The sequence below is a fragment of the Phaeobacter italicus genome (assembly GCF_019801785.1).
Lineage (GTDB): Bacteria > Pseudomonadota > Alphaproteobacteria > Rhodobacterales > Rhodobacteraceae > Phaeobacter > Phaeobacter italicus.
In genome coordinates, this window is sequence record NZ_JAHVIJ010000001.1 from 747,703 (window position 1) to 774,667 (window position 26,965).

Consider the following 26,965-nt stretch of genomic DNA (forward strand, 5'->3'; position numbering starts at 1 on the left):
GATGGCGAATTTCGCGACAGAAACGGAGAGGCGGCCCTGGCTGCCCCTCCCTCCTTGGGCACGCGGCACACTGGTGACGTTGTCCTCTATTGCGGTCACGATGCTGGGCCTGTTGTTTGTCACCTTCCTGATCGGTCGGGTGATGCCCATCGACCCGGTGCTGGCCATTGTGGGCGAGCGGGCAACAGAAGAACAGTATAATGCCGCCTACCGCGAGCTCGGTCTCGACCGATCATTGGCGGTCCAGTTTTTCTACTACGTCAGCGATGTCCTGCGTGGTGATTTCGGAACCTCGCTGCTGACGGCGCGGGATGTATCAAGCGACATAGCCCGCGTATTCCCCGCCACATTCGAGTTGGCAACGATTGGCATTCTATTTGGCTGCATTCTGGGCGTGCCACTGGGCGTCATTGCAGCGGTCCGCCGGGGCAGCTGGATCGACCAGATCGCCCGGGTGATTGCGCTTGTTGGCTATTCAATGCCCATTTTCTGGCTCGGCCTCATGGGGCTGTTGCTGTTTTACGGGATCCTTGGATGGGTCGGCGGACCCGGACGCCAGGGCATCTTTTACGAGGACATGATCCCTTCCGTCACGGGCATGATCCTGATCGATTCACTGATTGCCGGGGATTGGGGGGCGTTTCGCGATGCCTTCTCCCACATCGTTCTGCCGGCCTCTCTTCTGGGCTACTACAGTCTTGCCTATATCAGCCGCATGACCCGCTCTTTCATGCTGGAGCAGCTTTCGGCGGAATATATCACCACCGCGCGCGTCAAGGGCATGAGTGAATGGGCAGTGATCTGGTCGCACGCATTCCGCAACATCCGGGTGCAGCTGATTACCGTCATCGCGCTCAGCTATGCGAACCTCCTGGAAGGGTCGGTGCTGACAGAGATCATTTTTGCATGGCCCGGTATCGGCAGCTACATCACGACGGCCCTTTTGTCGGCGGATATGAACGCGGTTCTGGGCGGCACTGTTGTCGTGGGCCTCGTGTTCATCTGCCTGAACATCTTCTCTGATCTTCTCTACAAAGTCTTTGATCCGAGGTCGAAATGAGCATGACATCGCAAACCCCGCCCTCATCCGGCGGCCAGAGCCTGCGGCAATGGTTGCTCAGTGATACGCCGACTTCGCGTCGGCAGGCCCGCCTCTCAGCCCTTTATCAGGGCTGGTTGGCCCTGCGTCAGAACCATATGGCGATGGTGGGGCTGGCCATCCTTGTGGTGTTGATTTCCATCGCCCTCTTTGCGCCCCTGATCGCACCGCATGACCCGTTTGTTCAGGATCTGGCAAACCGCCTCCAGCCGCTGGGCAGCGAAGGGCATTTGCTTGGCACCGACTCTCTGGGCCGCGACATCCTGAGCCGACTGATCTATGGCGCCCGCATCACCCTCTATATTGTCGCGCTGGTTGCCCTGATTGCACCGGTTGTCGGCCTTTTGGTGGGGACCATCTCGGGCTACGCCGGGGGCTGGGCCGATGTGATCCTGATGCGGATCACCGATATCTTTCTCGCCTTTCCCCGACTGGTTCTGGCGCTGGCCTTTGTGGCGGCGCTTGGCGCGGGGATCGAAAACGCGGTTCTGGCGATTTCACTTACCGCCTGGCCGCCTTATGCGCGGATGGCACGGGCAGAGACGCTGACGATCCGGTCCTCCGACTACATCAGTGCAATCCGGCTGCAAGGCGCAGGTCCGCTGCGCATCATCATCAAACATATCTGGCCGCTATGCATCTCGTCGCTCATCGTGCGGGTTACGCTGGATATGGCCGGCATCATTCTGGCCGCGGCGGGTCTTGGCTTCCTTGGCCTTGGCGCACAACCCCCGAGCCCGGAATGGGGCGCCATGATCTCCGAGGGCCGCCGTTTCATTCTGGATCACTGGTGGGTTGCCACCATGCCCGGTCTCGCCATCTTTGCCGTTTCGCTCGCCTTCAACCTCTTGGGCGATGGCTTGCGCGACGTATTGGACCCCAAGGACAGCGCCTCATGAGCACGCTTCTGGATATTGAAAACCTCTGGGTGCGGTTTCCCACCCGCAATGGCATCTTCGACGCGGTGCGCGGCGTGTCATTTTCGCTTGGCCGAGAACGGCTTGGCATCGTTGGTGAAAGCGGGTCGGGCAAATCGATGACCGGCCGCGCGATCCTGCGTCTGATCCGTCATCCCGGCATCGTGGAGGCCGATCACATAAACCTTCACGGGGAAAACCTCCTCGCAAAGTCCGAGCGCGACATGCGCAAGGTCCGCGGAGAGCAGATTTCGATGGTGATGCAGGATCCCAAATTCTCTCTCAACCCGGTCATGACGATCGGTGATCAGCTGATCGAAGCGCACCGTCTGCACGCCAAGGCCACAAAGGCCGAAGCCCGCAAAAAGGCGCTCGAGATGCTGGAGGCGGTGTCGATCCGTGACCCAGAGCGCGTCATGGGCGCCTATCCCCATGAGATGTCAGGCGGTATGGGGCAGCGCATCATGATTGCGATGATGCTGATCCCCAACCCCGAAATCCTGATCGCGGACGAGCCGACCTCGGCATTGGACGTCTCGGTGCAGGGCCAGGTGTTGTCGATCATGGATCGTCTGGTGAAGGAACGCGGCATGGGGCTGATCTTCATCAGCCATGATCTCAATCTGGTGTCCCAGTTCTGCGACCGGGTTCTGATCATGTATGCCGGTCGCATCGTTGAGGTCTGCGACGCCAATCGCCTGCACGAGGCGCAACACCCCTACACCCGCGGGCTCCTTGGCAGCCTGCCCCGATTTGATGCGCCGCGTCCGCGGCTTGAGGTGTTGCAGCGCGACCCCAGTTGGCGCGATGCCCCCAGCGTGGAGGGTCGCACATGAACGCTGCCTTGGAGATCAACGCCCTGAACGTCTATTTCGGAGATCACGGCGCATTGGTGCATGCGGTCAAATCCGCCAGCCTGACAGTCGCCAAAGGCGCCAGCTTTGGCCTCGTCGGGGAAAGCGGGTCAGGCAAGTCAACCATTCTCAAGGCCATCACCGGCCTTGCGCCGCAATGGAACGGCGAGATCAAGGTCGAAGGCCGCCCCCTGGGTGCCAAGCGGGATCGGGATTTCTACAAGACCGTGCAGATGGTGTTTCAGGATCCCTACGCCTCGCTCCATCCGCGCCAATCAGTGGATCAGGTGTTGTCGGAAACTCTTTACCTGCATGGCTTTCGCGAAATTGACGATCGGGTGAACCAGCTCTTGCAGGACGTGGGGCTTGGCCCTGCTTTCCGCTTTCGCTATCCGCATCAGCTGTCCGGTGGTCAACGTCAGCGTGTTGCGATTGCACGCGCGCTGGCGCCGCAGCCGGATATCCTGCTGCTGGATGAGCCGACATCGGCGCTGGATGTCTCGGTGCAGGCCGAAATCCTGAACCTGCTCAGTGATCTGCGCGCGGCCCATGGGCTGACCTTTGTGATGGTGTCTCATGATCTCGCAGTGGTGGCGCATATGTGTGATCAGGCGGCTGTGATGCAGCATGGCGAAATTCTTGAGGTTCTCAGCATCGATGCCATGCGCGCAGGCCAGACCGCGCACCCCTATACCCGGACACTGTTGGACGCCTCGGCCAATCGGGTGGCTTAACTTAGGGTAAACCAACCGCTCCGATTGTTAGCAATGCATTCGGCGCAATCGCGTATCCTTGTCTTTCTCGTTGATGAGGATACGCGCCAATGGCCCTGACAGCCGAACATATTGATCCCCCAGCCGCCTCACCCACCGTTGCAGGCGCCCCGCGCAGCATTCGCCTGGCGGAACTGCTGGGCGCATTGAGCCACGCGCTTGACCTGACAGAAGGCCAGCCCGAAGGACATTGCATTCGCTGTTGCTGGATCGGGATGCAGGTGGCAGATGCGCTGGACCTCAGCGCCGATGAACGCGCAGATCTTTACTTCACACTGCTGCTCAAGGATCTTGGCTGCAGTTCAAATGCCGCCCGGATCTGCGAATTATATCGCACGGATGACCTCGCCTTTAAGCGCAATTTCAAGGTGATAGGTGCGGCAACACATCACAAACTGGGGTTTGTGGCGCGCAACACCGGTGTCAGCGACAACACGATACGGCGGATGAAAACCATCGCATCGGTCATCGCCCAATCCTCGGCCCTCGCAACAGAGCTGATCCAGACCCGCTGTACGCGCGGGGCAGATATCGCACGGATGATGCGATTTTCCGATGCCGTGGCAGCGGGCATTGCCAGCCTCGATGAACACTGGAACGGCGGTGGCCAGCCAGAGGGGCGGCACGGCTCTGCCATTCCTCTGTATTCCCGCATCGCCCTCATGGCGCAGGTCACCGATGTCTTTACGATGCAATCCGGCGCAGACGCCGCCGCCGCCGAACTGGAAAGCCGCGCAGGAAGCTGGTTCGACCCAGACCTGGTGCCCCTGTTCTGCGAGGTGATCCGCCAGCCAGATTTCACCGCCAGTTTGCAAAGCGATACGCTGGAACACCGTGTTCTGTCGCGCAGCCCAGCCCAGGCGACGATCGAGGTGGATGAACAATACCTTGATGAAATCTCGCATGCGTTTTCCCGCGTCATCGACGCCAAGAGCCCCTTCACCTACGGCCATTCGGAACGCGTTGCGGATTATACCGACATGATCTGCGCCCAGCTTGGCCATGATCGCGCGCACCGTCGCTGGATGATGCGCGCAGGTTTGCTGCATGACATCGGCAAACTTGGGGTTTCCAACACCATCCTCGACAAACCCGACAAGCTGACAGATGAAGAGTTCGAAATTATGAAGAGCCACCCTGTTCTGGGCCACGCCGTGTTGCGGCGTGTTTCGGTCTTTGAGGACGTCGCGGAGGTGGCCGCCGCACACCACGAACGGCTCGATGGGCGTGGCTACCCCTACGGGCTCAGCGCAGATCAGCTCAGCATGGATATGCGCATCCTCACCGTTGCCGACATCTTTGATGCGCTTACGGCAGACCGCCCCTATCGCGCCGCCATGCCGCTGGAAAAGGCGTTTGCAATCATGGATGACATGACCGGCACCGCGATTGACGACGTCGCCTACCAGGCATTGAAAGACGCCATCGCCGCCAGCCAGTGGCCTGCGCGCGGCAACAGCCGGCATGATCCCGTCAACTGATCCTGGGGCGCGGCGCAGGGGCCAGCGACGGTTGATGGCATTTTATACATTCTCCGGCCAGCGATTTAACGCTTGGTCAAGGTTGGCTGATAGACTTGGTCCGGTGGAATGGAGATCGGTATGGTACTAGAAACCCCCAGTGCATTTGAACGGCACGAGGCCGCAGCGCCAAATGACGCGCTGCTGGCACAGATGCGGGATGTTCTCAACCAGATGGAACAGGGGATCTTGGTGTGGTCCTCTGATGGGGTCTGCACGCTGCATAACGAACGCATCTTTCAGGTCCTCGAACTTGGCCCACATGATCTTTGCGTTGGCATGACGCGCGAGGCCTTTTTGTCCATCACAGTGGCGCAAGGGGTCATCACGGCCGACCGCAAAGCAGAGGTGCAGCAGCTGTTTACCACCGGCCAGCCGTTTCATTTCGACCGTGACATGGCATCGGGCAAGGTCATCAACTCCTTCGCCCGCCCCCTTCGGGATGGCGGCTACGTCGTGACATTCACCGACGTCACACAGTTTCGCCGCGACGCCGCAGACCTGGCTGCCGCCAAACACCAGGCCGAAGAGGCAGAGCAGCAGGCAAGGGCGATGCTTGCCAAGGAACAGCAGTGGCGAACAGAGGCAAAGGCGCTCGCGGAGCTTGATGAATGGCTGCAATGCTGCAAGTCGCTCGAAGAGCTGTTTACGGTCGTTTCAAAATTCATGACCAAGGCCCTGCCGAACACGCAGGGAGAGCTGTATATCTATTCCAACTCCCGGGATGTGCTGGATGGCGCCTGTTCCTGGGGTGATGCGCATCTGCAGGAACACATTGCGCCAGATAGCTGTTGGGCATTGCGACGCGGACGGGGCTACCGCTTTGATGCGGATGGGTTTTCCTTTGAATGCGGTCATGTGCGGGATCACCCGATCCTGCGCACCGTAGAAGATGCCTTGTGCATTCCGATCGTCGCCCATGGTGACACCGTGGGCCTTTTGCATGTCACCTATCCGCCCGAAACCCCGAAAGACGCCGCAGAGAAGGGTTTTGAACTCGCCCTTCAATGCGGCGAACACATCAGCCTTGCCATTGCCAATGTGAAACTGCGCGATGAGCTCCATGACCAAAGCACCCGTGACCCGCTGACCCGGCTTTTCAACCGGCGCTATTTTCTTGAGGCCCTGCGGGCAGAACACACAATGGCCGCCCGCAAGAACACGCCGTTCTCGATCCTGTCGTTTGACGCTGACAAGTTCAAAGCCTTCAACGACAATCACGGCCATGACGCAGGCGACATGGTTCTGCGCGCCATCGGCGACAAGATGCAGGAGGTGTTTCGTAATGGCGAAACGCCCTGCCGTTTTGGAGGAGAGGAATTTTCGGTTCTGCTGCCGGGCGCAGATCAGGCCACTGCTGCAAACATGGCAGAGGCGCTGCGCCTTGCGATTGAGGACACGTCGATCCGCTACGGTGCGGCCACCCTGCCCCGTGTCACCGTCTCCATCGGCACCGCAAGCTACCCTGATCACGGAGAACTGCCGCAGGATCTGCTGACCGCAGCCGACCGCGCGCTATATGCGGCAAAGGCCGCCGGGCGCAATTGTGTGCGCGGAGCCGATCACGCCTGAGCACGGCCCGTGTTGGTCCGCCCAGACCCAACACCATCCGGCAAATCCGCCCCGGACAAACCTGCTGTCTCGTCTTAGACGGGGCCGCCCGCCCTGTGGCTCAAACCGGGCTGCTATTCTTGTTCCAGGGTCCGTTGGCGCATGATTTCAAACCCCAGCCGGTCGCGCAGGACGGACAGCAGCTCTGTCTCGAGGGTATGGGTGATCACGCCTTCATGGTTGAACACCACGATGTGTCCGATCATTTCCCCCTCGGTATCGTTCACCCGAATGCCGAGATAGGCGTTGAAATTGGCCTCACGATAGCGCGGATGATGGGGATAGGCCTCTGCAAGGCCAGAGTCGATCCGCTCTTCAGGCTGGGATTTCAGGTTATGACAGGGCCGCCCCTCATAGGTCATCAACTGACCTTCCATGTCCGTCAGCCAATCATTGCCTTCGCAATAGGACAGAATCTTGAAGTAATCGGCATCATCCTGCGAGCATTCTGCGATCATCACCGCACGAACCCCCAGCAGCAGCTGCACCTGCTCGGCCACCAGACGGAACACATCCTTTGACGGCTCTGAAGGCCCTCGCGCCAGCGCCTTGAGGATTCGCACGGTGCGGAGGTTTTCCAACTCGGTTGCAATCCGGCGGGCGAAATCCGCGATCAGCTCAACAATCTGCTGGCTCTCTTCCTCTTCGATCTGGTGTTTCCAGCCAAGTTGGATCAGGCCGATCACCTCTCCGTGGACGTTGACAACGGGATAGCCAATAAAGCTCTCCAATCCCTTGTGGCGCAACAGGTCATCATCGGGATATGCGTCCTGTACGCCCTTGTGCGTGATGATGATCTGGGCGCTTCGGATCGCGTCGAGACAGGGCGTAAAACAGGCATCATACTCGAAATTCTCGATGTTTTCGCCATCCATCCAGCCTGCTTTGACCTGAATCCGTTCTCTTTCAACGACGCGCAGTTCGCTGATGGCCATAAAGTCGTTTTGCAACACGTCCTGCAGAATATCGACAAAGGTCTGCAGGAACTCCTGCCCGGAACTTGCCGACAACCGTTCCAGATCGCCGGTCACAGGCATGAGAGACGGTTGCGCAAACTGACCGCCTGTTGGCTGTCCTCCGACTGATCCCAATTCCATGACGCTCACCTCTTACTTTGATTAGCTGCCCCAGAATATCAGCTTCTGGTTAACGCAGTTTCCATCAGCATGTCGCCCAGTCGATCCCAACGTCAAGCAGATGCACTTTTTCAGCAGAGCATCCCAACAGGACGCAATCATGGCGAGCAGAGTGAATTGCAGCACCAGGCCAGCACAGCAGGCCACAAACCAGCAACCGGTTCTGCCCGTCACAACGCGATAGGTTTTGCGAGATCCAGAAATGAAAAAACAGAGAGCAGCCAAGGCTAACTCTCTGTTTTTGCGATGGTACCCAAGGCCGGACTCGAACCGGCACGCTGTCACCAGCGGGGGATTTTGAATCCCCTGCGTCTACCATTCCGCCACTTGGGCAACTTCCACACTCCTACCCAAGCGGCGCGGGGAGGTCCAGAGGCAAATCACGTCTGATCAACGGAAATTTTGCGACCCGGCAGGCAAGGATCTGCCAGCTGCGGCCCTGCCCTACGACCCTGTCAGCAAGGGCGCGATTGCAATGGTTGACCTTTCAGCGACCACGTGGCACCGCTTTGGCAACTGAAGAGGAGAGCCCCCACACAATGTTGCGCGCGCTATATGACCGAACCATGGCCCTGGCCGATCATCCGCGGGCCCTATGGTGGCTTGGTGCCGTCGCCCTTGTTGAAAGCTCGGTCTTTCCGATCCCGCCGGATGTGCTGATGATCCCGATGATTTTGGCGCGCCCCAACCGGGCCTGGATCATTGCTCTGGTCGCCCTGGTTGCTTCGGTCGCGGGTGGGGTGCTTGGCTATGCGATCGGTGCGTTTTTCTACGACAGCATCGGCCAGCCCGTGCTGGCAGCTATGGGCAAGGCGGACGCCATGGCCGAATTCAACGCACGTTTCAATGATTTCGGGTTCTGGGCCGTCCTTGGGGCCGGTGTCACCCCGTTCCCCTACAAGGTCATCACCATCATGTCCGGCTGGACCGGCATGCCCCTTGGCACCTTTATCGCCACCTCAATCCTTGCACGCGCGCTGCGGTTCTTTCTTGTTGCAGGGCTGTTGTGGAAATTCGGCGCGCCCATCCGGGACTTTATCGAAAAACGCCTCGGCCTCGTCTTCACGGTTTTCGTGGTGGCGCTGTTCGGTGGCTTTCTCGCACTTAAGGCATTCTGAACATGAGCAGACTTCTCATCATCCTCGCCAGCGCAGGCTCTGCTGCGCTCCTTCTTGGGGCCTTTGGCTTTCAGTACATCGGTGAAATGGCGCCGTGCAAACTTTGCATCTGGCAACGCTACCCACATGGGGCGGCCGTGGTGATTGGCGCTGTCGCGCTGGCATTTCCACTCCTGATCCTGCCCTATCTTGGCGCACTTGCCGCCTTGGCCACCGCAGGTGTCGGCGCCTATCACACCGGGGTGGAGCGCGGCTGGTGGGAAGGCCCAAGCACCTGCACCTCTGGGCCGATTGGCAACCTCAGCGCGGATGAGCTGATGCAACAAATCATGTCCGCACCGCTGGTGCGCTGCGATGATGTCCCGTGGGAGATGCTGGGCCTGTCGATGGCCAGCTGGAATGCGGTCGCATCCTTTGTCCTTGCACTGCTTTGGATCGCCGCCGCCAATCACATGCGCAAGGCCTGAACCACGCCAAAAAACACAAAGACCGCCCAAGGGCGGTCTTTTCAATTTCCACTGTTGAAACACCAGCCTTAGCTGTCTTTCTTGGTGGCAAGCAGCAGATTGGTCTCGCTGCTCACAACCCCCTCAAAAGTCCGGATTTTCGCGAGCGCTGTGTCCAGTGTCTCAAGCGTTTCGGTGCCCAGCTCCACGATCAGATCCCAGCGCCCGTTGGTGGTGTGGATCGCCCGCACCTCTGGCAGGCCCTGAAGCTGGCGTAGGATCCGGCTGGTTCCGCGCCCTTCGATGCCGATCATCATCAGCCCCCGCACCGGATCGCGCAGGACATCCTCCTTCAGAACCACTGAAAACCCAAGGATATCCCCGCGGGCCTGAAGCCGCTCGATCCGCGCCCGGACCGTGGTCCGCGACAGATCAAGTTGCAACGCCAGATCCGACAGAGACGCGCGGGCATTGTGGCGCAATGCGGCGATCAGCCTTTCGTCCGTTTTGTCCAATTTTCTGTCCACCTTGATTATTTGACCTACTATATGGGCAAATTGATCGCTGGAATCCACCTCAAATCGGAGATTTCTGTAGGCTATTCACTTTTCGCAGAGGAGATATGCGCGTGACATCCAAGACCTGTATTCTGATCGGCGCCCCCGTAGACAGTGGTAAGCGACGCGCAGGGTGTCTGATGGGCCCAGACGCCTATCGCACGGCAGGGCTGGCGCGCGCAATCCAAAGCCTTGGCCACAAGGTGATCGACCAGGGCAACCTGCGCCCTGCCGATCATGCCCCCGACAGCGGCGAAGAGCTGATCTTTGCCCGCAATGAAACCATCGGCTGGACCAATCGGCTGATCCGCGCTGCGGAAGAAGCGATGAAAGACGGCTTGCCGATTTTTTTGGGCGGCGATCATTCGCTGTCGCTCGGCTCTGTTGTCGGGGTGGCAAACCACGCGGCGAAGGTCGGGCGCCCGCAGTTTGTTCTCTGGCTTGATGCCCACACCGATTTCCACACCCCCGCCACGACGGACAGCGGAAATCTGCACGGCACGCCCGTCGGCTATTTCACAGGTCGCCCTGATTTTGCGGGCTTTCCCAAGGTCGCAAACCCCGTGCCGCAGGAAAACGTCTGCATGATCGGCCTGCGCTCTGTCGATACTCCCGAACGCCTGGCGCTGGAAGACAGCCAGATCCACCGCCATGACATGCGCGACATTGATGAAAACGGCATCGCCGGTCCGCTTTCTGCGTTCCTGCAGCGTGTCAAAGACGCCAATGGCATGTTGCATGTGTCGCTGGATGTCGACTTCCTTGACCCGTCTGTCGCGCCTGCTGTCGGCACCACCGTTCCGGGTGGCGCCACCGTGCGTGAAGGCCATCTGGTCTGCGAGATGCTGCACGATTCCGGGCTGATGACCTCGCTTGATCTGGTAGAGCTGAACCCGTTCCTTGATGAACGTGGCCGCACCGCCCACCTGATGGTTGATCTCTGCGCTTCGGCCCTGGGACGCCGGGTGTTCGATCGCCCGACCCGGAGCTATCAATGACGCTGTTGCAGGCCCCATCGGCCGTGGTCATGATCCGGCCGCATCATTTCTGCTCCAACCCGGAAACACGCGACGACAACGCCTTTCAAACCCTCGCAGATCAAACAGCCGAAGTGACATCGGCGCAGGCTCTTGCGGAGTTCGATGGTGCAGTCGAAACCCTGCGCGCGGCGGGTGTCACCGTGCATGTCTTTGATGACACCAGCCGCGACACGCCCGACAGCGTGTTTCCAAACAACTGGTTTTCGACCCACGCAGGTGGCCATGTTGCGGTCTATCCCATGTATGCGCCCAACCGCCGGAAAGAACGCCGATGGGATGTGATCGAACTGCTGAAACGGGATTACCGTGTACAGGATGTGATCGACTATTCCGGGCTGGAACAGGACAATCTCGCGCTGGAAGGCACCGGCGCGATGGTGCTCGATCACATCGGGCGCATCGCCTATACCGTCAAATCCAATCGCGCTGATCCTGTTCTGTTGGAACGCTTCTGCACCCATTTCAACTTTGAACCCATGGTGTTTGAAGCCAAGGATGCGGCGGGACGCGATGTGTATCACACCAATGTGCTGATGGGCATCGGGACCGACTATGCGCTGATCTGCCTTGAGATGATCACCGACCCGGCCCGCCGGGCCGAGGTGAAACAACGGCTGGAGGAAACCGGACGTACAGTGATCGACCTGACGCCAGAGCAGATTGCCGGATTTGCCGGCAATGCGCTTGAGCTGAAGGGCCGCGAACGACTTTTGGCGCTGTCTGCGCGCGCAGCCGAAGTGCTGCGCCCGGATCAGATCGCCCTCATCGAGCAGAGCGCCACGCTGCTGCCGCTCAACATTCCAACTATTGAAACCGCAGGCGGGTCGGTGCGCTGCATGCTGGCAGGCATCCACCTCAGCCCCCGTGAAAGGACTGTGTCATGACCCAACCCTCAGACAAGGCTCTTGTCCCTTTTGTAAGCGTCGACAACATGATGCGCCTGATCCACACCATCGGCATCGACACGGTGCTGAAGGATCTGGCAGCCTATATCGAAGAAGATTTCAAACGCTGGGAATTGTTCGACAAAACCCCGCGCGTCGCGAGCCACTCCGACGTCGGCGTGATTGAGCTGATGCCAACCTCTGATGGCGAGGCCTACGGCTTCAAATACGTGAACGGCCATCCGAAAAACACCTCTGAGGGGCTGCAGACCGTCACGGCCTTTGGTCTGTTGGCGGATGTCTACACCGGCTATCCGGTTCTGTTGACCGAAATGACCATCCTGACTGCGCTGCGCACTGCTGCGACCTCTGCCATGGTGGCAAAACACCTGGCTCCCAAAGGCGCCACCACGATGGCGATGATCGGCAATGGCGCGCAATCAGAGTTTCAAAGCCTCGCAATGCAGGCGATCTGCGGATTGAAATCCGTGCGTCTCTATGACGTGGATCCGGCAGCAACCGCAAAATGCGCCGCCAACCTGCAAGGCAGCGGCCTTGAGGTTGTGGTCTGCAAGAGCCCCGAAGAAGCAATCGAAGGGGCGCAGATCCTGACGACCTGCACCGCAGACAAGCAATATGCCACCATCCTGACCGACAACATGGTCGGCAGCGGTGTTCACATCAACGCCATCGGCGGCGACTGCCCCGGCAAAACCGAACTGGCGCCCGGCATCCTCACCCGGTCTGACGTGTTTGTCGAGTTTCCGCCCCAGACCCGCGTCGAAGGCGAAATCCAGCAGATGCCCGAAGATTTCGAAGTGACCGAGCTGTGGCAGGTGATCCTGGGCGAGAAACCGGGCCGCCGCGACGACAAGCAGATCACCCTGTTTGACAGCGTTGGCTTTGCCATCGAAGATTTCTCGGCCCTGCGCTACATCCGTGATCGCATCAAGGGCACCGATTTCTTCTTTGACCTCGATATGCTGGCCGATCCCGATGATCCGCGTGATCTGTTTGGCATGGTGCAGCGCGCCAAACCCTAAGCGGCACAGGAAAGACGACAAACGGCCCCGCCAGCACAACTGGTCGGGGCCGTTTTGCGTTTCCATATCGGTGGAACTTAGCTGTCCAACTCACTGTCCCAATAGAGAAAATCCATCCAGGTCTGGTGCAGCTCGGGCTTTGGCCGCGGTAGGCGTCGGGCGATGTTGTCCAGTTCATGCGGGCTGGGCGCATAGGGTTTGCGCCGCAACTTCAGCCCCACCTGCTGCGGGGTCAGATTGCCCTTGCGCAAATTGTCGGCACTGCAACAGGCCACGATATTGGTCCAGGAGGATTCACCGCCCCGGCTTCGTGGGATCACGTGGTCAAAGGTCAGCTCTTTGGCGGGAAACCGTTTGCCGCAGTACTGGCAGCAAAACTCATCCCGCAGGAACACGTTGTACCGGGTAAAGGCGACCTTCTTGCGCTTGCGATAGCGTTTGAGGGCGACAACGGCCGGCACCTCAAATGACTGGGTCGCGGAATGGACCTCCACATCCTCATAGGTCTTGACCTGAATCACGCGTTCCTGATGGACCGCGACAAAGGCATCCTGCCAATTGCACACGGACAGCGGAGCCCAGCTTAGGGGTTGCATATCTGCATTCAGGATCAATGTCCTCAGATTGCCAACGGCGACCGTCATACTTCACCTCCTCGTTGCAACAGCTGAGGTCCGCGCCAAGGCCCCTGCCATTGTCCGTTGCCCTGCCCCCGCGCCGCAGCACGACCCGACACACCAACGGTTTCAGAAAAAACAAAAGCGCGTGGAAACCACGCGCTTGTCTCAAAATTCAACATGCTCAACAGAACCAGAACCTGCGTCCAAAGGGGGCTCCTGCTCAGGGCTGCACGTATTCGCAGGCCACTCAGCGGACGCACCCTGACACCATGGTGCGGATCATCCCACCACGCGACACAGGACAACGCCACCAGACGGGCCCGGCCCGGCTGGCTGATGTTTGTGCGGATATGATCGTGGTCTGGCATGTTCTGCAACGGTCCTACTGCCCGGTCAGTCTGTGGTTCGACGCCAGGGCGGGGAGCCCGCCCCTGCCTGAATTTAACTATATATCGTGTCAGCAAGCTGGCAAGCCCCATTATCAAGCCCGCATCTGCGCCCAACCAAGCCGGTCCTGTCATCGCTAGGATGATTCCATGACACCCCCATGACAGGAGGATCCCCTTGCGTGGCCGCTCTGTGCTGCCTATTGCAGGGCCATGACCCGTCTGATCCGTTTCAACAAACCCTATGATGTCCTGCCCCAGTTCACAGATCGCGGCAGCACCGATAGCCCCCGCGCGACGCTCAGCGATTGGATCGATCTGCCCGGGGTTTACCCTGCCGGGCGACTGGATCGGGACAGCGAGGGGCTGATGCTCCTGACGGATCAGGGGCGTCTGCAGGCCTGGATTTCAGACCCGCAGCACAAGATGCCTAAAACCTATTGGGTTCAGGTCGAGGGCACACCAGACGCGGCGGCCATCACTGCGCTCGCCGAAGGGGTTGAGCTGAAAGATGGGCTGACCCGCCCCGCCAAAGCGCGCCTGATTGCCGAGCCCGAAGGCCTCTGGGCGCGCAACCCACCGATCCGGGTGCGAAAATCTGTGCCTGACAGCTGGATAGAGCTGACGATCCGCGAAGGGCGCAACCGGCAGGTCCGGCGGATGACGGCAGCGGTCGGCCATCCCACATTGCGCCTGATCCGCGCCGCGATTGGTGCGTGGACCCTCAATGGCCTCGGTCAGGGGCAATGGGAGGATCTGGAGGTGCCCAACATCCCCGGCCCGCCCAGACCCAAACACGCGCCCAACCGTCAGGCCATCGCCCGCCGTCACGCCCGAGAAGAGGCAGAAGCAAAACAAGAGGCGCGCGCCTCGCGTCCAAAGCCCGGCAAAGCCACCAGCACCAAAGCTGGCGGCACCAAAGCAGGCGGCACCAAAGCAGGCAGCGCCAAACCCCGAAAACCAAGAAAGCCGCGCAAGGGCTGATCCTCGCGCGGCTTTGCTCTCATGTCTGCGATCTTGGTGATCAGAGGCTCAGCTTGTCCCGCATGAACGCCAGAGCCACGCTCAGCCCATCGGGCGCAATGCCGTGTCCGGTCCCCTTCATGATATGGGCAAAAACATCCTGAAACCCGGCTTCCTGCAGCGCTTCTGCCGCTTCTGGCAGGGACTGGGGCGGAACAACATCATCCGCATCCCCGTGAACCAGCAGAACCGGCATCTTGGAGATCACCTCGTCGCTGAAAGTCTCAGGCGACAGGAGCCGACCCGAGAAGGCAACAATCCCCGCAATCGCATCTTCGCGACGCGGCGCGACATGCAGGCTCATCATTGTGCCCTGCGAAAACCCGAACAAAACGACCTGTTCCGGCAGCACATCCTCGTCCACCATCAAGGCATCCAGAAACGCGTTCAGGTCTTCGGTTGCCGCCATCATGCCACGCATGGATTCCTCTTCCGAGGAGCCATCAATCCAGGGGATCGGAAACCACTGGAAGCCAAATGGCGCACCGGCGCAGCGTTCGGGGGCATCAGGCGCCACAAACAGCGTGTCCGGCAGATGCTCGCTCAGCGGATCCGCAAGCCCCAGAAGATCAGCGCCATTGGCGCCATAGCCGTGCAGAAACACCACAACCGAGCGTGTCTGACCTGACAGCGGCTCCTTGCGTTCGGCTTTCAAAACTCGTGTCATCGGATCCCTTCCCTGTCCTTTGCCACACGGTAATAGGCCCAGAGCACGCGCGCCGCAACCGAACGCCACGGCGACCAGGCTTCTGCGATCTTGCGCATCTTGGCCGGCGTCGGCCGATCCTTCAGCCCCAGAAGCAGTCGCGCCCCTTCCTGAAGGGCAAGATCGCCATGGGCAAACACATCCGCCCGCCCCAAAGAGAACATCGCATAGATTTCTGCTGTCCAGGTGCCAATCCCCGAAACCTGGGTCAAGGTGGCGATCACCTCTTCATCCGGGGCGTGGCGCAGGGCGTCAAAATCAATCTCTGCCTCTGCGAGGGCGCGGGCGTATCGCATTTTCTGCCGACTGAGCCCGGCAGCGCGCAGATCCTCGTCGCTGGCCACCTGTATCACCGCAGCCCGGTCGAGCCCTGCTGCCACCATCCGCCCCCAAATCGCATTGGCCGAGGCGACGCTGACCTGTTGACTGACGATCGCGCTCAGCAATTCTGCAAACCCTTCGGGCTTGCGCCGCAGTGGCAGTGGCCCGCATTGCGCCAGCGCGTCTGCAAATCGGGGATCTTGGCGGGCCAACCACATCGCCCCTTCGTTCACACAGCTATCTGACAGAATGATCCGTCCCACATCGCCCTTGTCCGTCTGTCCCGCCATCTGCCATTCCTTGCGTCTTTTTCGCGCGCATAGCGCACCCAACCATCATCATTCTTGCCCCGTCCGATTTTCACGGCTACCCATCTGTCATGACTGACAGCCTTCCCCTTCACGACGACCGGATTGCCAAGCGCAATGTCGTTATTCTGGTGCTTGCGCAGGCGTTTTTGGGCGCGCAGATGCCGATGATCTTCACCATTGGTGGTCTTGCAGGTCAATCGCTTGCCAGCAATGCCTGTTTTGCAACTTTGCCGATTTCCCTTTTGGTCGCGGGCTCCATGCTGGCAGCGACCCCGATTTCCGCCATCATGCAACGCTACGGACGGCGGGCCGGTTTTCTTGTCGGAACCACGGCCGGTGCGATTGGCGGTCTGATCGGGGCGTATGGCCTTTACCTGGGCTCCTTCCCGATTTTCCTTCTCGGCAGCTTCATGACCGGCATCTACATGAGCGCCCACGGCTTTTACCGCTTTGCCGCCACCGATACCGCGTCAGAGGCGTTCCGGCCAAAAGCGATTTCCTACGTGATGGCCGGTGGGCTTCTTGCCGCCATCATCGGGCCCCAGCTGGTCAAGGCGACAAGCCAGGCCTTTGTTATTCCGTTTCTCGGCACCTATATGGCGGTGATTGCGATCAATGTGATTGGCTCGCTGTTGTTTGTCTTCCTCAAGATCCCGAAACCGCCCCGCCCGGCCGAGGACGCCCCCAAAGGGCGCAGCCGGATGGAGATGCTGCGCACCCCAACGATTGCGGTCGCCGTGATCTGCGCGATGGTGTCCTATGCGTTGATGAACCTCGTGATGACCTCCACCCCGCTTGCGGTGGTGGGCTGCGGTTTTGACGAAGGAAACGCGGCAGATGTGGTCACTGCCCACGTTCTGGCGATGTATGTGCCGTCTTTCTTTACCGGTCACCTGATCGCCCGCTTTGGGGTGGAAAAGATTGTCGGCGCTGGCCTCTTCATTCTTGCTGGTGCGGGCGCTGTTGCCCTTCAAGGGGTTGATCTTGAAAACTTCTTCATCGCGTTGATCCTGCTTGGGATCGGGTGGAACTTTGGCTTCATCGGGGCGACAACCATGCTCGCTGGTGCCCATGAAAGCTATGAACGTGGCCGCATGCAGGGGTTGAACGATCTTCTGGTATTTGGCGGCGTGACCTTCGCCTCGCTGGCCTCGGGTGGTTTGATGAACTGCTCTGGCGGCTCGCCGGTCGAGGGCTGGACCGCTGTCAATATGGCGATGGCACCCTTCCTGGCCCTTGCCGGGGGCGCGCTGCTGTGGCTGGTTCTGCGGCCACGGGCGCTGCGCGATGCCTGACGGCACCACCGATTGCTGAAACAGAACCGCCCGCGCAGGTCTGCGCGGGCGTTTTTTTTTTTGCGGGAATCTGGTTTTCACACAGGTGTCGCTGGAAAAATCACCAGCGACCTGTGCTCACCCGCCAGATCAGCCCTGCACGGCGGCGGAACTCGCTGGTGCCCAGCTCTCCCGCTGCCACACGTTGAGGTTCTGCAATGGCCTGCCGCAGGATCGCCTCTGCCTGCCAGCCCGGCAGCATCGCAGGCAGTGCAGATCGCGCCACCTTTGTTCGCTGTTGGCGGGCCTCCTGCAGGGCCTCAAGGCCGGAGTGTGCGAGCGCCTTGACCCCGGCCTCGGTCCCATCAAGCAGCGGAACCCGCTTTTCCGCTTCCAGCTTGGGGATCGCCCGCAGCCAATTCGCCACACCAACGCCAAAGCCAAAGCGACGGACGACCGTCTCGTCAGTTGCTCCAAGGGTCGCCGCAGCCATCCACATCAGCGAGCCACTGGTCTTGTCGATATGATCGGCAAGTGCGGCCTCATCCTCGAACGGATCGCGATAGATGTCCCAGCGGCGGGCCTCGGCCATCGCGTCGATATGCGCCGCCAGATCCGGGCGCAGCACTTGGCCCAGAGGTGTCGCCACGAAATGCCGTCGCACAGGCCCGCCAGCGGCGATTTCTGCGCCCACATCACGCCACCATTGCACGCGCATTTCGGCAATCATCGACTCCGCCGACGCCCAGGGCGCGCGCGCCAGTTCCAGGTTAAAGGCATAGAGCGCAAACAACGCGCCCCGCACCTTGACCGGCGAGGCCATGACGGTTTGAAACCGGTCTGGATCCCCCTTCTGCACCAGTTCGGCACAGGCAATCAGATCATCATCAAAGTCCATCGTGAAGACCTATCTCTCAGGCAGAAAGAGTGGGCAGAACCTGCACGCGCGCCTCAGGCGTCATCGCGCAACAGCTTCCAGCGGATCGCATCCAGAAGCGCCTCAAAGGACGCGTCTATTATGTTCGGGCTCACCCCGACAGTAGACCAACGCCGGCCCTTTCCGTCTTCGCTGTCAATGATGACACGGGTCACGGCCTCGGTGCCGCCTTGGGTGATCCGCACCTTGAAGTCGACAAGCCGCATATCATCCAACGCCTTGGAATAGCGCCCAAAATCCTTGATCAACGCCTTGGCCAGCGCATTGACGGGGCCGCGATCACTACCTGTCTCGTCCATCGATTCACTGACCGACAGCAGCTTTTCTCCATCGACCTTGACCACGACAACCGCTTCAGAGAGAGACACCATCTTGTCGTATTTGTTTTTGCGCCGCTCCACCGTCACCTTGTAGCGTTTCACCTCAAAGAAGGTGGGCAGCTGGCCAAGTTCCTCGCGCGCCAGGATCTCAAAGGAGGCCTGCGCGGTGTCATAGGAATAGCCCTCTGCCTCGCGGGTCTTGATCCGGTCAAGGATCCGCGCCAGCGCAGGGTCCCCCTTTTCGACGGACAGGCCCGCCTCGGACAGGCGTTTGCGCAGATTGGACTGGCCTGCCTGATTGGACATTGGGATGATGCGCGCGTTGCCGACCAGTGCGGGGTCGATGTGCTCGTATGTGCTTGGGTCTTTCAGGATCGCGCTGGCATGGAGCCCCGCCTTATGGGCAAAGGCAGATGCCCCCACATAGGCTGCCTGTTTCATCGGCACGCGGTTCAGGATCTCGTCCAGCATCCGGCTGAGCTTGGTCAATCCCGCCAGCCCTTCGCGGCTCACGCCGATGTCGAACTGATCCGCATAGGGCTGTTTCAGCAGAAGCGTCGGGATCAGCGTTGTCAGATTCGCGTTGCCGCAGCGCTCGCCCAGGCCATTCAATGTCCCCTGGATCTGTCGCGCCCCTGCATCAACGGCGGCAAGGGAACAGGCCACGGCGTTTTCCGTGTCGTTATGGGTGTGAATGCCCAGATGGCTGCCCGGAATGCCCGCTGCAACAACCGCCGCCACGATGCGCCCAACTTCCTCTGGCAGGGTGCCGCCATTGGTGTCACACAAAACCACCCAGCGCGCGCCTTCATCATAGGCCGCGCGGCAGGCGGCAAGCGCATACTCCGGGTTGTCCTTGTACCCATCAAAGAAATGTTCGGCGTCAAACAGCGCCTCGCGTCCCTGGTCCTTGATATGGCGGATCGAGGCGCGGATATTGTCGAGGTTTTCCTCCAGTTCGATACCAAGCGCATGGGTCACATGGTAGTCATGGCTCTTGCCCACCAGACACACCGCAGACGTGCCCGCGTTCATCACCGCTGCCAGAACCTCGTCATTGGCTGCAGAGCGCCCGGCCCGCTTGGTCATGCCAAAGGCGGTCATGGTCGCGCGGATCTTGGGGGCTTCGTCGAAAAAGCCGCTGTCCGTCGGGTTTGCGCCGGGCCAGCCGCCCTCGATATAGTCGACGCCCAGTGCATCCAGCGCCTCGGCAATCTGGGTTTTCTCGGCCGTGGAAAACTGGACGCCCTGGGTCTGCTGCCCGTCGCGCAGCGTGGTGTCGTAGAGGTAAAGACGTTCTTTTGTCATTGGCTGGCCTTATGGCTTGGCAAAAAAAGCAGGCGCCCCGGATCGGGCTGGCGTCATCATGGCTTCAAAGCGGCTTCCAGTTTCGCGGGATCAAATCCCGCACCGGGCACCAGCTCGACCCCTTGTTTTGACATGCGAACCTCAACGCCCGCTCCAAGATACGCGGATTTGAGCCGGTCAACCTCGGCAAAATCCTTGTTCTCCATCGCAACGGTGCGCGCATCAAAAAGTGCTTTTTCATAAACACTTAGATCAACTTCTTCACCCTTCACCCAGGCGCCCAGCTCCTCTGTCAGAAGGCCCATCAATTGCGCCGATACCAGAAGCGATGCTGCATCACCTGCTGAGGCTAGTTTATGCAACTCTGCCACTGCCCCTGCGGTATTCAGATCATCTGACAGCGCGGCAATCACCGCGGCAGCAGCACTGGGCGCGGGCTCGATGCCCGCGGTCAGTGCCCGCCACTTGCGCAAGGTGGCCTCTGCCTCTTTTGCCTTTTTGTCGGTCCAGTCCATCGGCTTGCGGTAATGCGTTTGCAGGAACACAAAGCGGATGACCTCACCCGGATAACCCTGTTCAAGCAGGTCGCGGACGGTGAAAAAGTTGCCGAGCGATTTGGACATCTTCTTGCCCTCGACCTGCAGCATCTCGTTGTGCAGCCAGATCCTGGCAAAATCGCCTTCCGGGTGGGCGCAGCAGCTTTGGGCGATTTCATTTTCATGATGCGGGAACATCAGATCATTGCCGCCGCCGTGAATGTCGAAACTGTCACCAAACAGCTCGTGGCTCATGGCAGAGCATTCGATGTGCCAGCCCGGGCGTCCACGCCCCCAGGGGCTCTCCCAGCCCGGCAGCTCATCCGTGGACGGCTTCCACAGTACGAAATCCATCGGGTCACGCTTGTTGTCGGCCACTTCGACCCGCGCACCAGCGATCATGTCATCGACCGACCGGCCCGACAGTGCGCCATAGTCCTTGTAGCTCTTGACCGAAAACAGCACATGTCCCGCGCCGTCTGGATAGGCATGGCCTTTGGCGATCAGCTCTTCGATCATCGCGATCATCTGCGGGATATAGGCGGTTGCGCGCGGCATGTGATCGGGCTCCAGCGCGCCCAGCTCGGCCATGTCGGCCAGATACCAGCTGATGGTTTCCTCTGTCCGCTCCTGCACCAGCTCTTCCAGCGTGCCCGGCGCGCCTGCCTCCTTGCGCGCAACTGCGGTTGCGTTGATCTTGTCATCCACATCGGTGAAGTTGCGGGCATAACTGACGTGATCGGGGCCGTAGACCTCGCGCAGGAGGCGATAAAGCACATCAAACACCACCACCGGGCGCGCATTGCCCAGATGGGCGCGGTCATAAACCGTCGGCCCACAGAGGTAGAGACGCACATCGTCGGGATTGATCGGGTCCAGCACCTCTTTGCCTCGGGTGCGGGTGTTGTGCAGCTTGATCGTCGTCATCACAAATCCTTCGTCTGACCGCAGCGCATGCGCCTCTGGCCGATCTCCCAACGGGTGCCGCAAGATAGCGGCGCGCAGCGCGGGCTTAGCAAGTTGTTCAAAAGAAGGGAACGACAGAAACCAGCCCGCTGAGTATTTCAGCAGGTAATGCAGCAGGTAATAATGTTGCACAGCCGGTTCATGAGCTTTTGCATATCACAGCCCAAATCCGCCGCCAAGCCTGCAAATAAACAGGCAGGGCAAAAGAAACGCGGCGCATCCCGAAGGATACGCCGCGCCTGCCCTCAGGTCTGAGGGATCGGGATCATCTTAGATCAGAAGCGATAGGACGCCCGCAGGGACACGGTGGTTGCGTCCGCGCTGATGCCGCTGCCGCCCAGATCGTCAAAGTCGTGTTCCAGGATCTCGCCGCCGACGGTCCACTGTTCATTCACACGGTAGGCCATGCCGATGCCGTAGAATTCGCCGGTTTCATCCCCGACAGAGGTGTCGACCTGCGCGACACCACCGGTCACATAGGCCAGAACCGGGCCAAAGTCGTAGCCGGCCTTTACCTTGGCACGGGCAACGGAATCCACGGTTGCGCCGCCCAGGTCCGTGTCGGTCGCGTCATAATCGAGTTCACCACCCAGAACGAACTGACCGAAGTCATAGTTGTAACCGGCGTGAATACCATAAGAGACATCATCCCCCGACAGACCATTGCTGGTGTCTGCATCCAGCTGACCGATCTGGCCACCGATGTAGGCGCCGGTCCAGTCTGTGCCGGTTTGAACCACGGTGACGGGCGCTGCTGGTACGGGCTCCACAACCGGCTCTTCGAGGTTGCCGGCAAAGGCAGGGGTGCTCAGTGCGGCGGCGATGGCTGCCATGGATACGATACGGGTCATGTCGATTTCTCCTTATTCGTCGTTCGACATTGTCATTCAGAAGGCGCCCCACTCTGGCGCCTGCCCCACCTAAAGAAACACGGGCCGCCTTTTGTTCCAGAGGGGGCGCGAATTTATTGAATTTCTGCGCATGGAATGGCCGAAACAGGCCGCTCTTCGGCAGCAATTGGCCCATGTTTTCAGGGGTTTTTCGGCCATCAGCGGGGCATTGCTCGCCTGCGATGTCACCCGGCTACTATCAGCCGATCAACATTCACGATGTCACTGCGTCACTTGAAACGGCGGGGCCGACATCAGGTGCGAGAGCACGGAGCGGGGTCAGAAACTGAACGATGCAGTCAGAGAAATCCGGTCACCGCCAGCGGTGTCAGGGCGGGTAGAGCGGTCGGTTTCATGCAGGTATTCCCCGCTCAGCCGAAGGGCACGGTTCAGAGAGTATGTGAGGCCAACGCCAACCACTGCGCGCTCCTCTCTTTCACCCGGCTCCCCCTGGGTCTCGGTGCCAACGGTCACATAGCCAAGGGTATCGCCCAGATCATATCCGGCCCGCAGGCGCAGCTCTGGCACCGTATCCTCCACACCGCTGCCCGGCCCGCCGTCAACGGCGAGATCACCACCTATGACCAAGCGGCCAAAGTCGTGGTCATATTCCAGATGAAAACTCTGCCCCGGGGTGGCGCCGATGCCCTGCTGTTGCCCCGCAGGTGCCTGCGCCCCACCAATGATGAAACGCCCCCAATCGCCAGCCTGCACTGACGGAGGTGTCAGGATTACCCCGGAAGATAACAGGGACGCAGCCGCCACACGCAGAAAACGGCCCATTTTTCGGCCTGGTATTGTCTGTACCGTGTTGCAAGAGACAGGTTTCATCGTCTCGACCCCATGTTGGGACACGCCGTTTTGGCATGCGTCCGTCCGCAACAGTCATTATCCGCACAAAAGCTTAACAGTCGGTTGTGACGCAGCCCCGCGAGGACGTAAAATCCTGCATGCCCCGGCTATTTCCGTGGCAGGTTGGCCGCGGGGATCCAAGCCCCTTTTTTCATGTGATTGGCCCATGACCGGATCGCGGGCGCCCCCCTTCATGCTGACCAATCAATCGTAAAACCCTGAAAAAGAGGTCGCAAATTTCACGTAGGTCGCAAACAGGATAGAATCCGTCGTCAAAAGTGCCAGCATTCCTAGAGGAAACGAGGAGAGCGGCATGAGAGCCCCTGCCACTGGCGATCGCTGGATGATCTCGCTGATCGGGCGCACCATTGGTGCCGCGCGCGGTCGCGCCGCCAGAGGCCGACCGTTTCCGGGTTGAGCAATTCAAGACCCTTTTGCCAACCCAACGAGACCTTACATGACTGACCAATCCAATTCTCCCCGGGCTGCGCGCTCCGGCGGACGTTCTGCGCGCCGCGCTGCGCGCGCCTCGGCCCTGCCCGACCATCTGCGCCCCATCCGCGCGGGGCTAGAGGGGGGCACCCTCAATCCGCTGTCCGCTGCCGACATGGACAAAATCCACCACGCCGCCCTTGATGCACTTGAGCGGATCGGCCTGGCCGACGCCCCAGAGAGCGGCATCGCCTATCTCACGCAGGCTGGCGCAATTCTGGGCGATGATGGCCGCATCCGTTTTCCCCGCGCGCTGGTCGAGGACACGATTGCCAAGGCAAACAGGTCGATCACGCTGTACAGCCGCGATGCCAAGAACGATCTCGATCTCTCCGGGACGCGGGTGCACTATGGCACCGCGGGGGCTGCGGTTCATGTTGTGGACGTCCACGGAAAGGAATACCGCGATTCCACTGTGCAGGATCTGCACGATGCCGCCCGCATCACCGACCAGCTGGACAACGTCCATTTCCTGCAACGTCCGATGGTCTGCCGCGACATCCTCGATAACATGGAAATGGATCTCAATACCGTCTACGCGAGCTGCTCTGGCACAATGAAACACATCGGCACCTCGTTTACCGAGCCAAGCCATGTTCCCCCCGCACTTGAGATGCTGCACATGATTGCGGGAGGCGAAGACAAATGGCGCGCGCGCCCGTTTGTGTCCAATTCCAATTGCTTTGTTGTGCCACCGATGAAGTTTGCGACCGAAAGCTGCGAGGTGATGGAACTGTGCATCAAGGGGGGGATGCCTGTCCTCTTGCTGTCCGCAGGTATGGCCGGGGCGACAGCCCCCTCAACGATTGCCGGCGCAATTGTCCAGGCGGTTGCGGAATGCCTTGCAGGACTGGTTTATGTGAACGCCGTCCAACCCGGCGCGCCTGCCATCTTTGGCACATGGCCCTTCGGGCTGGATCTGCGGACCGGGGCCATGTCCATCGGCTCGGGAGAGCAGGCGCTGCTTACGGCGGGCTGTGCGCAGATGCATCGCTACTATGACCTGCCGGGCGGCGCTGCGGCGGGTGCGTCAGACAGCAAGCTTCCGGACATGCAGGCCGGATGGGAGCAGATGTGCTCCAACGTGATGGCCGGGCTGTCTGGTTGTAATATGATCTACGAAGCGGCGGGCATGCATGCCTCGCTCTTGGGTTTTTGTCTGGAATCCCTGATCCTGAGCGACGATCTGATCGGCCAGGCCATGCGCTGTGTTCGTGGGATCGAGGTGACAGAGGACACACTCGCCGTCGACCAGATTGCCGAGGTCTGCCTGGGTGGGACTGGTCACTACCTCGGCACAGATGCCACGCTCAGCCGGATGCAGCAGGATTTTGTCTACCCGACCTTCGGCGATCGCACCTCACCAAAGGAATGGGCTGAGCTGGACAAACCCGATCTGATCGAAAAGGCAATCGCGCGCAAGGAACAGATCCTGAGCCAAGCATCACAAGCGCAATTCGATCCAATACTGGATCAGGCATTGCGGGAGAGGTTCAACATTCACTTGCCCGCGTAAAGGACTGAAAAACAACCCGGATAGATAATTATCCGGGTTGTTTTACCTCTTCTAAACGCCGAGATAGCTGTCCTTCAACTCGTCGCTCAAGCCATCCATGGGCCCAGCCCAGACCGATGTGCCCTTGTTCAAAATCACAGCCCGATCCGCCACGGCAGCCAGTTCGCGCAGGGTTTTGTCTACCACGAGGATCGACAGACCGCTTTCTGCCTTGAGCCGGGCAATGGCCGCCCAGATCTCCTGCCGCACCACCGGCGCCAGCCCCTCTGTGGCCTCGTCCAGGATCAGGAGCCGAGGGTTGATCATCAGGGCGCGGCCAATGGCCAGCATCTGTTGTTCGCCGCCAGACAAGGACGAAGCCGTCTGATCCCGTCGCTCTGCAAGACGGGGAAACAACTCAGCCACCAGCGCAAAATCCCACGGCCCCGGACGGGCGGCAGCAGTCAGATTTTCCTCGACAGTCAGGGGCGCAAAACAGCGCCGGCCTTCAGGCACCAGCCCGACCCCAAGGCGCGCAATCTTGTGCGAGGGCAGTTTGCGCAGATCCGTCCCGGCGAACGTCAGAGCCCCGCCGCTGGCGGGCAACATGCCGCAGATTGTCTTGATCGTGGTCGATTTCCCCATACCGTTGCGACCCATCAGGGCGACAACTTCGCCCTCGCCGATCTCAAGATCAACGCCAAACAAAGCTTGCGAAGGGCCGTAGGACGCCGTTATTTTTTCCATTTTTAACAGCGTCATACCGGCTCCTCCTCACCCAGATAGGCGCGCTGCACCTCTGCGTTGTTGCGGATCTCTTCTGTGGTGCCAGTGGCGATGACCTCACCATAGACCAGCACGCTGATCCGGTCCGCCAAGGCAAAGACCGCATCCATGTCATGTTCAACCAAAAGGATCGGCGCCTCATGTCGCAGCGTATCCAAAAATCCGGTCAGCGCCTGCGATCCACCTGCTCCAAGACCTGCCATGGGTTCGTCCATCAAAAACAGCTTTGGCTGCAAGGTGAGAGCGACCGCAACCTCCAACTGACGCCGCTGGCCGTGTGACAGATCGGCAGTCCGCCGTTTTGCATCACTCAACAGACCGACGCGCTCCAAGGCGTGTTCCGCTTGCGCAACCAACGCCTTGTCGCGCATCACATTGCCCAGGAACCGGAACACGCCACCTCTCGCGCCAAGGGCGCCCAGCACGGCGTTTTGCAGCACGGTGAATTCCATCGCCAGGGCCGAGATCTGAAAGGTCCGCCCCAGCCCCATCCGGGCCCGTGCCACGCGGTCCAGATCATCCACCGGCCGTCCGAGCAAAGACACAGATCCGCTGTCTGGGCGAAGTTCGCCTGATATCTGCTTGATAAGTGTGGATTTTCCCGCACCGTTTGGGCCGATCAGTGCATGAATTTCGCCAGCCCGCAGGTCCAACGAGATGTTCTTGCTGGCCTGCAATGCCCCAAAGGATTTGCTCAGATCGCTGACCTTCAGCACCTGATCTGCCCCTGCTGGATCAGTCATG

General features: G+C 60.0%; 26 protein-coding genes and 1 tRNA gene. 14 read left to right on the forward strand and 13 right to left on the reverse strand.

Annotated elements, in window-relative coordinates; translation table 11 throughout:
- Position 1: 1 nt before the first annotated feature.
- From KUV39_RS03495 to KUV39_RS03520, 6 genes are all read left to right on the forward strand, one after another.
- Positions 2 to 1,060, forward strand: coding sequence for an ABC transporter permease (locus KUV39_RS03495; RefSeq protein WP_037302362.1), 1,059 nt, complete (start codon positions 2 to 4; stop codon positions 1,058 to 1,060).
- Entirely contained in the window at positions 1,057 to 1,998 is a 942-nt protein-coding gene (gene nikC / locus KUV39_RS03500) for a nickel transporter permease (RefSeq protein ID WP_046210297.1), read from the forward strand. The genes KUV39_RS03495 and nikC overlap by 4 nt, the downstream gene beginning before the upstream one ends.
- Positions 1,995 to 2,852 (forward strand): ABC transporter ATP-binding protein, encoded by an 858-nt coding sequence (locus tag KUV39_RS03505; RefSeq protein ID WP_046210298.1) that lies wholly within the window; start codon positions 1,995 to 1,997, stop codon positions 2,850 to 2,852. The genes nikC and KUV39_RS03505 overlap by 4 nt, the downstream gene beginning before the upstream one ends.
- On the forward strand, positions 2,849 to 3,604 hold the full coding sequence (locus tag KUV39_RS03510; protein ID WP_222458935.1) for an ABC transporter ATP-binding protein: 756 nt from the start codon (positions 2,849 to 2,851) through the stop codon (positions 3,602 to 3,604). The genes KUV39_RS03505 and KUV39_RS03510 overlap by 4 nt, the downstream gene beginning before the upstream one ends.
- A gap of 89 nt (positions 3,605 to 3,693) precedes the next feature.
- Positions 3,694 to 5,124, forward strand: coding sequence for an HD-GYP domain-containing protein (locus KUV39_RS03515; RefSeq protein WP_244998201.1), 1,431 nt, complete (start codon positions 3,694 to 3,696; stop codon positions 5,122 to 5,124).
- A gap of 120 nt (positions 5,125 to 5,244) precedes the next feature.
- The gene (locus KUV39_RS03520) at positions 5,245 to 6,735 is read left to right on the forward strand and encodes a sensor domain-containing diguanylate cyclase (protein WP_046210499.1); all 1,491 of its coding nucleotides are present in this window, start codon (positions 5,245 to 5,247) and stop codon (positions 6,733 to 6,735) included.
- 113 nt (positions 6,736 to 6,848) lie between these two features.
- Here KUV39_RS03520 and KUV39_RS03525 read toward each other — a convergent pair whose 3' ends face one another.
- Together KUV39_RS03525 and KUV39_RS03530 are read right to left on the reverse strand one after the other, a co-directional pair.
- On the reverse strand, positions 6,849 to 7,871 hold the full coding sequence (locus KUV39_RS03525; RefSeq protein WP_082095508.1) for a GAF domain-containing protein: 1,023 nt from the start codon (positions 7,869 to 7,871) through the stop codon (positions 6,849 to 6,851).
- Positions 7,872 to 8,157: 286 nt separating this feature from the next.
- Positions 8,158 to 8,243, reverse strand: a tRNA-Leu gene (locus KUV39_RS03530).
- A gap of 206 nt (positions 8,244 to 8,449) precedes the next feature.
- Between KUV39_RS03530 and KUV39_RS03535 the strand changes: the two genes are divergently transcribed.
- Both KUV39_RS03535 and KUV39_RS03540 read left to right on the forward strand, forming a co-directional pair.
- On the forward strand, positions 8,450 to 9,028 hold the full coding sequence (locus KUV39_RS03535) for a YqaA family protein (protein WP_222458936.1): 579 nt from the start codon (positions 8,450 to 8,452) through the stop codon (positions 9,026 to 9,028).
- A 2-nt stretch (positions 9,029 to 9,030) separates the two neighbouring features.
- The gene (locus KUV39_RS03540; protein WP_046210303.1) at positions 9,031 to 9,495 is read left to right on the forward strand and encodes a disulfide bond formation protein B; all 465 of its coding nucleotides are present in this window, start codon (positions 9,031 to 9,033) and stop codon (positions 9,493 to 9,495) included.
- Positions 9,496 to 9,563: 68 nt separating this feature from the next.
- Here the strand turns inward: KUV39_RS03540 and KUV39_RS03545 are convergent, their stop codons facing one another.
- Positions 9,564 to 9,989: an Lrp/AsnC family transcriptional regulator gene (locus KUV39_RS03545; RefSeq protein ID WP_037302819.1), complete on the reverse strand. Its 426-nt coding sequence runs from the start codon at positions 9,987 to 9,989 to the stop codon at positions 9,564 to 9,566.
- A 113-nt stretch (positions 9,990 to 10,102) separates the two neighbouring features.
- On the opposite strand from KUV39_RS03545, the gene rocF reads away from it, so the two are divergent.
- The 3 genes from rocF to KUV39_RS03560 are packed head-to-tail and all read left to right on the forward strand — an operon-like array spanning position 10,103 to position 12,998.
- Positions 10,103 to 11,029, forward strand: coding sequence for an arginase (rocF, locus tag KUV39_RS03550; RefSeq protein ID WP_050672624.1), 927 nt, complete (start codon positions 10,103 to 10,105; stop codon positions 11,027 to 11,029).
- Positions 11,026 to 11,955, forward strand: a complete 930-nt coding sequence (ctlX, locus tag KUV39_RS03555; RefSeq protein WP_222458937.1) for a citrulline utilization hydrolase CtlX — start codon at positions 11,026 to 11,028, stop codon at positions 11,953 to 11,955. Before rocF ends, ctlX begins: the two co-directional genes overlap by 4 nt.
- Complete coding sequence (locus tag KUV39_RS03560) at positions 11,952 to 12,998, forward strand: ornithine cyclodeaminase (RefSeq protein ID WP_008559992.1); 1,047 nt, start codon at positions 11,952 to 11,954, stop codon at positions 12,996 to 12,998. Before ctlX ends, KUV39_RS03560 begins: the two co-directional genes overlap by 4 nt.
- Before the next feature lie 77 nt (positions 12,999 to 13,075).
- Here the strand turns inward: KUV39_RS03560 and KUV39_RS03565 are convergent, their stop codons facing one another.
- Positions 13,076 to 13,642: an HNH endonuclease gene (locus tag KUV39_RS03565; protein ID WP_008562607.1), complete on the reverse strand. Its 567-nt coding sequence runs from the start codon at positions 13,640 to 13,642 to the stop codon at positions 13,076 to 13,078.
- 575 nt (positions 13,643 to 14,217) lie between these two features.
- On the opposite strand from KUV39_RS03565, the gene KUV39_RS03570 reads away from it, so the two are divergent.
- Complete coding sequence (locus KUV39_RS03570; protein ID WP_222458938.1) at positions 14,218 to 14,988, forward strand: pseudouridine synthase; 771 nt, start codon at positions 14,218 to 14,220, stop codon at positions 14,986 to 14,988.
- Between the two features lie 40 nt (positions 14,989 to 15,028).
- Here KUV39_RS03570 and KUV39_RS03575 read toward each other — a convergent pair whose 3' ends face one another.
- Together KUV39_RS03575 and KUV39_RS03580 are read right to left on the reverse strand one after the other, a co-directional pair.
- Positions 15,029 to 15,694: an alpha/beta hydrolase gene (locus tag KUV39_RS03575; RefSeq protein ID WP_046210306.1), complete on the reverse strand. Its 666-nt coding sequence runs from the start codon at positions 15,692 to 15,694 to the stop codon at positions 15,029 to 15,031.
- Complete coding sequence (locus tag KUV39_RS03580) at positions 15,691 to 16,344, reverse strand: DNA-3-methyladenine glycosylase family protein (protein WP_222458939.1); 654 nt, start codon at positions 16,342 to 16,344, stop codon at positions 15,691 to 15,693. Before KUV39_RS03580 ends, KUV39_RS03575 begins: the two co-directional genes overlap by 4 nt.
- An 89-nt stretch (positions 16,345 to 16,433) precedes the next feature.
- Here KUV39_RS03580 and KUV39_RS03585 point away from each other — a divergent pair, with 89 nt between their 5' ends.
- Complete coding sequence (locus KUV39_RS03585) at positions 16,434 to 17,660, forward strand: MFS transporter (protein ID WP_008559674.1); 1,227 nt, start codon at positions 16,434 to 16,436, stop codon at positions 17,658 to 17,660.
- 100 nt (positions 17,661 to 17,760) lie between these two features.
- Here the strand turns inward: KUV39_RS03585 and KUV39_RS03590 are convergent, their stop codons facing one another.
- From KUV39_RS03590 to KUV39_RS03610, 5 genes are all read right to left on the reverse strand, one after another.
- Positions 17,761 to 18,537, reverse strand: a complete 777-nt coding sequence (locus KUV39_RS03590; RefSeq protein ID WP_222458940.1) for a squalene/phytoene synthase family protein — start codon at positions 18,535 to 18,537, stop codon at positions 17,761 to 17,763.
- A 53-nt stretch (positions 18,538 to 18,590) separates the two neighbouring features.
- Positions 18,591 to 20,204, reverse strand: coding sequence for a citramalate synthase (cimA, locus tag KUV39_RS03595; RefSeq protein ID WP_222458941.1), 1,614 nt, complete (start codon positions 20,202 to 20,204; stop codon positions 18,591 to 18,593).
- 56 nt (positions 20,205 to 20,260) lie between these two features.
- Positions 20,261 to 21,667 (reverse strand): cysteine--tRNA ligase, encoded by a 1,407-nt coding sequence (gene cysS / locus KUV39_RS03600; protein ID WP_222459057.1) that lies wholly within the window; start codon positions 21,665 to 21,667, stop codon positions 20,261 to 20,263.
- 314 nt (positions 21,668 to 21,981) lie between these two features.
- Positions 21,982 to 22,557, reverse strand: a complete 576-nt coding sequence (locus KUV39_RS03605) for an outer membrane protein (RefSeq protein WP_046210309.1) — start codon at positions 22,555 to 22,557, stop codon at positions 21,982 to 21,984.
- 318 nt (positions 22,558 to 22,875) lie between these two features.
- Positions 22,876 to 23,379 carry a porin family protein gene (locus tag KUV39_RS03610; protein ID WP_222458942.1) on the reverse strand — a complete coding sequence of 168 codons (504 nt, stop codon included), beginning with the start codon at positions 23,377 to 23,379 and terminating at the stop codon, positions 22,876 to 22,878.
- A 526-nt stretch (positions 23,380 to 23,905) separates the two neighbouring features.
- Here KUV39_RS03610 and KUV39_RS03615 point away from each other — a divergent pair.
- Positions 23,906 to 25,456 (forward strand): trimethylamine methyltransferase family protein, encoded by a 1,551-nt coding sequence (locus tag KUV39_RS03615; protein ID WP_222458943.1) that lies wholly within the window; start codon positions 23,906 to 23,908, stop codon positions 25,454 to 25,456.
- A gap of 51 nt (positions 25,457 to 25,507) precedes the next feature.
- On the opposite strand, the gene KUV39_RS03620 is transcribed toward KUV39_RS03615, so the two are convergent.
- Complete coding sequence (locus tag KUV39_RS03620) at positions 25,508 to 26,197, reverse strand: ABC transporter ATP-binding protein (protein WP_222458944.1); 690 nt, start codon at positions 26,195 to 26,197, stop codon at positions 25,508 to 25,510.
- Positions 26,194 to 26,964, reverse strand: a complete 771-nt coding sequence (locus tag KUV39_RS03625; RefSeq protein WP_209034029.1) for an ABC transporter ATP-binding protein — start codon at positions 26,962 to 26,964, stop codon at positions 26,194 to 26,196. The genes KUV39_RS03620 and KUV39_RS03625 overlap by 4 nt, the downstream gene beginning before the upstream one ends.
- Position 26,965: the final 1 nt, after the last annotated feature.

Excerpts from the sequence above, each read along its gene's own strand:
- KUV39_RS03495 (WP_037302362.1), top strand. The coding sequence starts at position 2 with ATGGCGAATTTCGCGACAGAAACGGAGAGGCGGCCCTGGCTGCCCCTC.
- nikC (WP_046210297.1), top strand. The coding sequence starts at position 1,057 with ATGAGCATGACATCGCAAACCCCGCCCTCATCCGGCGGCCAGAGCCTG.
- KUV39_RS03505 (WP_046210298.1), top strand. The coding sequence starts at position 1,995 with ATGAGCACGCTTCTGGATATTGAAAACCTCTGGGTGCGGTTTCCCACC.
- KUV39_RS03510 (WP_222458935.1), top strand. The coding sequence starts at position 2,849 with ATGAACGCTGCCTTGGAGATCAACGCCCTGAACGTCTATTTCGGAGAT.
- KUV39_RS03515 (WP_244998201.1), top strand. The coding sequence starts at position 3,694 with ATGGCCCTGACAGCCGAACATATTGATCCCCCAGCCGCCTCACCCACC.
- KUV39_RS03520 (WP_046210499.1), top strand. The coding sequence starts at position 5,245 with ATGGTACTAGAAACCCCCAGTGCATTTGAACGGCACGAGGCCGCAGCG.
- KUV39_RS03525 (WP_082095508.1), bottom strand. The coding sequence starts at position 7,871 with ATGGAATTGGGATCAGTCGGAGGACAGCCAACAGGCGGTCAGTTTGCG.
- KUV39_RS03535 (WP_222458936.1), top strand. The coding sequence starts at position 8,450 with ATGTTGCGCGCGCTATATGACCGAACCATGGCCCTGGCCGATCATCCG.
- KUV39_RS03540 (WP_046210303.1), top strand. The coding sequence starts at position 9,031 with ATGAGCAGACTTCTCATCATCCTCGCCAGCGCAGGCTCTGCTGCGCTC.
- ctlX (WP_222458937.1), top strand. The coding sequence starts at position 11,026 with ATGACGCTGTTGCAGGCCCCATCGGCCGTGGTCATGATCCGGCCGCAT.
- KUV39_RS03560 (WP_008559992.1), top strand. The coding sequence starts at position 11,952 with ATGACCCAACCCTCAGACAAGGCTCTTGTCCCTTTTGTAAGCGTCGAC.
- KUV39_RS03565 (WP_008562607.1), bottom strand. The coding sequence starts at position 13,642 with ATGACGGTCGCCGTTGGCAATCTGAGGACATTGATCCTGAATGCAGAT.
- KUV39_RS03570 (WP_222458938.1), top strand. The coding sequence starts at position 14,218 with ATGACCCGTCTGATCCGTTTCAACAAACCCTATGATGTCCTGCCCCAG.
- KUV39_RS03575 (WP_046210306.1), bottom strand. The coding sequence starts at position 15,694 with ATGACACGAGTTTTGAAAGCCGAACGCAAGGAGCCGCTGTCAGGTCAG.
- KUV39_RS03580 (WP_222458939.1), bottom strand. The coding sequence starts at position 16,344 with ATGGCGGGACAGACGGACAAGGGCGATGTGGGACGGATCATTCTGTCA.
- KUV39_RS03585 (WP_008559674.1), top strand. The coding sequence starts at position 16,434 with ATGACTGACAGCCTTCCCCTTCACGACGACCGGATTGCCAAGCGCAAT.
- KUV39_RS03590 (WP_222458940.1), bottom strand. The coding sequence starts at position 18,537 with ATGGACTTTGATGATGATCTGATTGCCTGTGCCGAACTGGTGCAGAAG.
- cimA (WP_222458941.1), bottom strand. The coding sequence starts at position 20,204 with ATGACAAAAGAACGTCTTTACCTCTACGACACCACGCTGCGCGACGGG.
- cysS (WP_222459057.1), bottom strand. The coding sequence starts at position 21,667 with ATGACGACGATCAAGCTGCACAACACCCGCACCCGAGGCAAAGAGGTG.
- KUV39_RS03605 (WP_046210309.1), bottom strand. The coding sequence starts at position 22,557 with ATGACCCGTATCGTATCCATGGCAGCCATCGCCGCCGCACTGAGCACC.
- KUV39_RS03610 (WP_222458942.1), bottom strand. The coding sequence starts at position 23,379 with ATGGGCCGTTTTCTGCGTGTGGCGGCTGCGTCCCTGTTATCTTCCGGG.
- KUV39_RS03615 (WP_222458943.1), top strand. The coding sequence starts at position 23,906 with ATGACTGACCAATCCAATTCTCCCCGGGCTGCGCGCTCCGGCGGACGT.
- KUV39_RS03620 (WP_222458944.1), bottom strand. The coding sequence starts at position 26,197 with ATGACGCTGTTAAAAATGGAAAAAATAACGGCGTCCTACGGCCCTTCG.
- KUV39_RS03625 (WP_209034029.1), bottom strand. The coding sequence starts at position 26,964 with ATGACTGATCCAGCAGGGGCAGATCAGGTGCTGAAGGTCAGCGATCTG.